The 5,488-nt window shown below is 72.2% G+C and carries 4 protein-coding genes; 3 read left to right on the top strand and 1 reads right to left on the bottom strand.

The window, feature by feature from the left end; all coding sequences use genetic code 11:
- Nucleotides 1-395: 395 nt before the first annotated feature.
- The gene (locus ACFWIC_RS40550) at nucleotides 396-1,091 is read right to left on the bottom strand and encodes a FadR/GntR family transcriptional regulator (protein WP_380522170.1); all 696 of its coding nucleotides are present in this window, start codon (nucleotides 1,089-1,091) and stop codon (nucleotides 396-398) included.
- A gap of 463 nt (nucleotides 1,092-1,554) precedes the next feature.
- On the opposite strand from ACFWIC_RS40550, the gene ACFWIC_RS40545 reads away from it, so the two are divergent.
- Genes ACFWIC_RS40545 through ACFWIC_RS40535 form a run of 3 tightly spaced genes read left to right on the top strand, consistent with a single transcriptional unit; the run spans nucleotide 1,555 to nucleotide 5,029 of the window.
- On the top strand, nucleotides 1,555-3,270 hold the full coding sequence (locus ACFWIC_RS40545; protein WP_380522168.1) for an IlvD/Edd family dehydratase: 1,716 nt from the start codon (nucleotides 1,555-1,557) through the stop codon (nucleotides 3,268-3,270).
- Nucleotides 3,270-4,277, top strand: coding sequence for a dihydrodipicolinate synthase family protein (locus tag ACFWIC_RS40540; protein ID WP_380522166.1), 1,008 nt, complete (start codon nucleotides 3,270-3,272; stop codon nucleotides 4,275-4,277). The genes ACFWIC_RS40545 and ACFWIC_RS40540 overlap by 1 nt, the downstream gene beginning before the upstream one ends.
- The gene (locus ACFWIC_RS40535; RefSeq protein WP_380522164.1) at nucleotides 4,274-5,029 is read left to right on the top strand and encodes an SDR family NAD(P)-dependent oxidoreductase; all 756 of its coding nucleotides are present in this window, start codon (nucleotides 4,274-4,276) and stop codon (nucleotides 5,027-5,029) included. Before ACFWIC_RS40540 ends, ACFWIC_RS40535 begins: the two co-directional genes overlap by 4 nt.
- The last annotated feature ends 459 nt before the right edge of the window (nucleotides 5,030-5,488 follow it).

Below are 5,488 nucleotides of genomic sequence, written 5' to 3'. Positions count from 1 at the left end.
ATGCCCTCCTCGGCGAGGGTCAGCACGGTTCGCAGCGCGGCGTCACGGTCACGCCCCCGCACGATCGCGAGGGTGCGGCAGGGCAACTCGGTCAGGATCACAGGGGTCTCCCCGTTGGTGGAACGGCCACAGGCGTCGGCGTCCGTGGGAGTCGGTCCCGCGCGTCATGGCCGCGTGCTCCGATGAGCCCTGCCTTTATAGTCGCCTGGCAGCCTAGTTGCCAAGAGCTTCGATGATGCCCTGCCGACGAGGGGTGCGCCGAGACCGGCGTCGACGCTGGATCCGCGCACCGGGGAACCGTGACCGCCGGACCGACGCCCCAGGCCGTGCGGCCGGGGCGTCGGCGCGAGGCCCGGGACATGGCCGGCCGTCACGCTGAGCCGAGAGGCGCCGGGTCAGAATCCGAGGTCGCGACCGGTCTCCTCGATGTGGTCGGCCATGGCCTGGGCCGCGCGTTCGGGGTCGCCCACGGCGATGGCGTCCAGGACGCGCCGGTGCGCCTCGATCGTGGAGTCCTGACCCTCGCCCCGCTGTTCGCGGCCGCGGTAGCTGGTGCGGCGCGCATCGAGCAGGGCGCCGTTCATGGCGGCGAGTATGAACGAGAAGACCTCGGACGCGGCGAGGTCGGAGACCGCGTGGTGGAAGGCGAGGTCGGCCGCGATGAACGCCTCGGGGCTTGCTCCCGCGTCGAGCATGGTGTCCAGCGTACGTTCGGCCTCCGCGGTGGAGCCGTGCCCGGCGGCGATGCGGGCCGCGGCGCGCCGGGCGAGTTCGCACTCGATCACCCGACGGGTGTCGAGCAGGTCCCGCAGGTCCATCGACTTCTGGTTGAGCCGGAATTCGAGGATCTGGGTCAGGACGGCGGGCGACGGGGTCGCCACCCGCGCCCGCTTGCCCTGGCTGGAGACGAGGACACCCCGGGCGGTCAGGGTGCGGATCGCCTCGCGCACCGCGAGCCGGTTGACGCCGTGCCGTTCGGAGAGTTCACCCTCGGCGGGAATCTCGTCGCCCGCGCGGAGCCGGCGCTGCTTGATCTCCTCGATGATCTCCCGTGCCACGGTGTCGCTCAGCGTCAGACGCTCGATCGTCATGCCGCCCACCCCGCTCCGGCAGTTCGCTCCACGAGGCCGGCGCACGGGGCGGCGGGCGCGAGGACACGTACTCGAACCAGGTGGCGCGGGGGGAAGCGGTCGGTGTTCACCGGCGCCGTACTGCCACGACCGTTCCCGGGCGCGGCCGCAAAACGGCCGCCCGGGTCCCCGCCGCGCGATGCCCTCGGCGCGCGGCCCCCTTCGAGGTCCATGTTCATGCGCCCCTCCCTTTCCTCGACTGGGGGTCGGATCCCACCCCGATGCTTGACAGCATAGCTGCTAAGCAACACTATCGAGCCCTGATCCACCAGCGGCGGGCCCGAGACCATCCCGACCGCCCCGCCCCCGGGCTTCACCGCCCGCAGGGAAGTGAGTGGACCCGACATCGAGAAGAAGGGGTGGCGACCATGCTCCGGCAGCCCGCCGCACTACCCGCCCACACGGCCCCCACGGGCGGTGCGGCATGAGCCTCCTACGGAGTGCGACCTGGTGGGAGGACCCGGGCAAGGCCGGCTTCATCGCCCGCCACCACATGCGCCAACTCGGCCTCACCCGCGACCAACTGCGCGACAAGCCCGTGGTGGGCATCTGCAACAGCTGGTCGGAGCTGACTCCCTGCAACGCCCACCTGCGGGTGCTGGCCGAGTCCGTACGCCGCGGCATCACCGCCGCCGGCGGCCTCGCCCTCGAATTCCCGACCATGTCCATCGGCGAGCCGCTCATGCGTCCCACCTCCATGCTCTTCCGCAACCTGATGAGCATGGACGTCGAGGAGACCATCCGCGCCAACCCCCTGGACGCCGTCGTCCTGCTCGGCGGCTGCGACAAGACCCTGCCCGCCCAGCTCATGGGCGCGGTCAGCGTCGACCTGCCCGCCATCGCCCTGTCCGGCGGCCCGATGCTCACCGGCCGCTTCCGCGGCAACGCGGTGGGATCCGGCACCGACATCTGGCGCATGAGCGAGGACCGGCGCGCAGGACGCGTCACCGAGGCCGACTTCGAGGAGTTCGAAGGCTGCCTGGCCCGCTCCGCCGGGCACTGCATGACCATGGGCACCGCCTCCACCATGGGCTGCGTCACCGAGGCCCTCGGCCTCTCCCTGCCCGGCGCGGCCGCCCTGCCCGCGGTCGACGCCCGCCGCGCCCAGCTCGCCGAACAGTCCGGCGCCCGCGCCGTCGAACTCGCCCGCGAGGGCCTGCGCCCCTCCCACATCCTCACCCGCGAGGCGTTCACCAACGCCGTCGCCGTCAACGCCGCCATCGGCGGCTCGACCAACGCCGTGCTGCACCTGCTCGCGATCGCCGGCCGCGCCGGCCTGCCGATCGGCCTCGACGACTTCGACACCATCGGCCGCACCGTCCCCCTGCTCGCCGACCTGATGCCCAGCGGCCGCTTCCTGATGGAGGACTTCGCCTACGCCGGCGGCCTGCCCGCCCTGATGACCGAACTCGGCGACCTCCTCGACCACACCGCGCTCACCGTCACCGGCCGCACCCTGGGCGACAACCTCCAGGGCCACCAGGTCTGGAACCGCGACGTCATCCACACCCTCGACGACCCCGTGCAACCCGCCGACAGCGGCACCGCCGTCCTGCGCGGCAACCTCGCCCCCCGCGGCGCGGTCGTCAAGCAGTCCGCCGCCTCACCCCGTCTCCTGCGCCACCGCGGCCCGGCCCTGGTCTTCGACGGCATCGAGGACTACCTGCGCGCCGCCGACGACCCCGACCTCCCGGCCGACGCCGACACCGTCCTCGTCGTCCGCAACCTCGGCCCCCGCGGCTTCCCGGGCATGCCCGAACTCGGCAACCTCCCCCTGCCGGCGAAACTCCTCGCCCAGGGAGTCGACGACATGGTCCGCATCTCCGACGCCCGGATGAGCGGCACCGCGTACGGCACCGTCGTGCTGCACGTCGCGCCGGAGGCCGCGGCCGGCGGACCGCTCGCCCTGGTCCGCACCGGCGACACCATCGAACTCGACGTGACGGCCCGCACCCTTCACCTCCACGTGGGCGACGACGAACTCGCCGCCCGACGGGCGCGGTGGAGCCCCCCGGCCCGGGCGGGCGAACGCGGCTGGACCCGCCTCTACGTGGATCACGTCCTGCAGGCCGACCAAGGCGCCGACCTCGACTTCCTCGTCGGCGGATCCGGCGACAGCCCCGCGAAGGCACCCTTCTGATGGGCGGCGGCCCCACGCCCCGGGGTGCCACCCCGAATCGGGGCTCCCGGACCCGCAAGGGCTCCCCCGCGACGACGGCCCACCTGCTCCGCGGCGTCATGCCGGTCCTCGAAGTACCGTTCACCGCAGACGGCGGCCTCGACCCCGAGGGCTTCGACCGCACCGTACGCCACGTCCTCGGCACCGGCGTCACCGCCGTCATGTTCCCCGGATTCGCGAGCGAGTTCCACAAACTCACCGACGACGAACGCACCCTGCTCACCCGGCGTCTGCTCGACATCACCACCCCCCGGCCCGACGTCGCCGCCGTCATCTCGATCCCTGACCACGCCACCCGCATCGCCGTCGACCACGCCACCGCCGCCGTCGCCGCCGGCGCCGACGCGATCAACCTGCTCCCACCCCACTTCCTCGGCCCGCCCTCCTCCGAGGTGCACCGCCACGTCACCGCCGTCCTGACCGCCGTCGCCCCCACCCCGGTCATCCTCCAGTACGCACCCGCCCAGACCGGTTCCGCCTTCACCGCACAGGCCCTGCGCGACCTCGCGGCCGAGCACCCCAACCTGGCCGCCGTAAAGATCGAGACGGCGCTGCCCGGCCGACTGGCCGAAGACCTCGCCACCGGGACACCCGCCCTGCGCTCCTACGTCGGCTACGCCGGACTGCAACTGCCCGACGCCCTGCGGCGCGGCATCGCCGGCGTGCAGCCCGGCTGCTCGTTCACCGAGATCTACCAGCACATCTGGCGGCTCTGGCACGACGGCGACTCGGACGGCGCACTCGCCCTGCACGCCAGACTCCTCCCCTACCTGGCCTACTGGATGCAGGAGGTCGAACTCATCATCATGGTGGAGAAGCTCGTCTCCGTCCGCCGCGGTCTCATCGACGACCCACACTGCCGCCACCCGGCCCGCAGCCTCGACCCGCACGAGATCGCCGGCGTCGACCGGTTCCTCGCGGAGTTCGACGACCTCCTGCGGCCCCTCCGAAGCTGGAGCCGACCATGATCGACCTCACCGGCCGCGCCGTCCTCATCACCGGCGCCGCGCGTGGCATCGGCGCGGCCATCGCAGACGCAGCGGCCCACGCGGGCGCCCGCGTCGGACTCCTCGACATCGACGCCGACCGCCTGCGCCACACCGCCCACCGCATCGGCCCCGCGGCCGCCTGGGCCCTCTGCGACATCACCCACGAGGACCAGGTCGCCGACGCGGTGGCCGCGCTGCGCGAGGACCTCGGCCCGGCCACCGGGCTGGTCAACAACGCCGGACGCAACGCCTACGCCGACCCCCTCACCATGACCACCGGACAGTGGGACGAGGTGTTCGGCGTCGACCTCAAGAGCGCCTGGCTGATGGCCCGCCAGGTCCTGCCCGACATGCTGACCGCCGGACACGGCTCCATCGTCAACATCGCCTCCATGCACGCCACCCTCACCTGCCCCGGCATGTTCCCCTACGCCGCCGCCAAATCCGGACTCGTCGGCCTCACCCGCTCCCTCGCCCTCGAAACCGGACCCCACGGCGTCAGGGTCAACGCCGTCAGCCCCGGCTACATCGAGACCGACCTCCTCACCGAGTACTTCGACCGGGAACCACCAGAAGTCCGCCAGGCCGCCACCGACAAACACATCCTCGGACGCCTCGGCACACCCCGCGACGTCGCCGCCGTCGTCGTCTTCCTCCTCTCCGACGCCGCCGCCTTCGTCACCGGCGCCGACTGGGCCGTCGACGGCGGCGTCTCCGCCCGTTTCGCCTGAACCACCCCCGCTCCCACCCCCCTCGGCCGACGGCCCTCGGTCACCGCCGTGACCCGCCAGCGGGGCAGGTCCGACCCACTGCCGGGCCCAGCAGCCAACACCGCCCCACCCCTCTACGCCATCGACCGCACCCGACCGACCCTCCGCCGCAGGGCGCAAAGGTTCGACGGTGGTACGGGACCGCTTCTAGACCGACCGGAACAACGCACCGGCAACACTCCCCTCCCAGGCGACACCCGGTGACGGTGTGGGGTCCCCGGCACCCTTGACGCAGTGGCCTCAGGACCTGATCTGATCTTGATACTTTATCCACCAGGACCTACCGGGTCTGCCGATGGCTTTAAGGGTCTCTGGGCGTTTGGCGGGAGCGTGTCCGAAAGATCGTGTAAGTCTGCGATGTGACAGGCTGGCCGAGGCTCGGCCTCGGGTCTTGGCCGGCCGGAACGGACGGACATGAAT

This window comes from Kitasatospora sp. NPDC127035 (assembly GCF_042726075.1).
In the GTDB taxonomy this organism is placed as follows: Bacteria; Actinomycetota; Actinomycetes; order Streptomycetales; family Streptomycetaceae; genus Kitasatospora.
Note: the sequence above shows the minus strand (reverse complement) of the source record. Positions and strands in the feature narration are given on the sequence as shown.

What these genes read in the sequence shown, in the direction of transcription:
- ACFWIC_RS40550 (WP_380522170.1), bottom strand. Translation starts at nt 1,091, where the DNA reads ATGACGATCGAGCGTCTGACGCTGAGCGACACCGTGGCACGGGAGATC.
- ACFWIC_RS40545 (WP_380522168.1), top strand. Translation starts at nt 1,555, where the DNA reads ATGAGCCTCCTACGGAGTGCGACCTGGTGGGAGGACCCGGGCAAGGCC.
- ACFWIC_RS40540 (WP_380522166.1), top strand. Translation starts at nt 3,270, where the DNA reads ATGGGCGGCGGCCCCACGCCCCGGGGTGCCACCCCGAATCGGGGCTCC.
- ACFWIC_RS40535 (WP_380522164.1), top strand. Translation starts at nt 4,274, where the DNA reads ATGATCGACCTCACCGGCCGCGCCGTCCTCATCACCGGCGCCGCGCGT.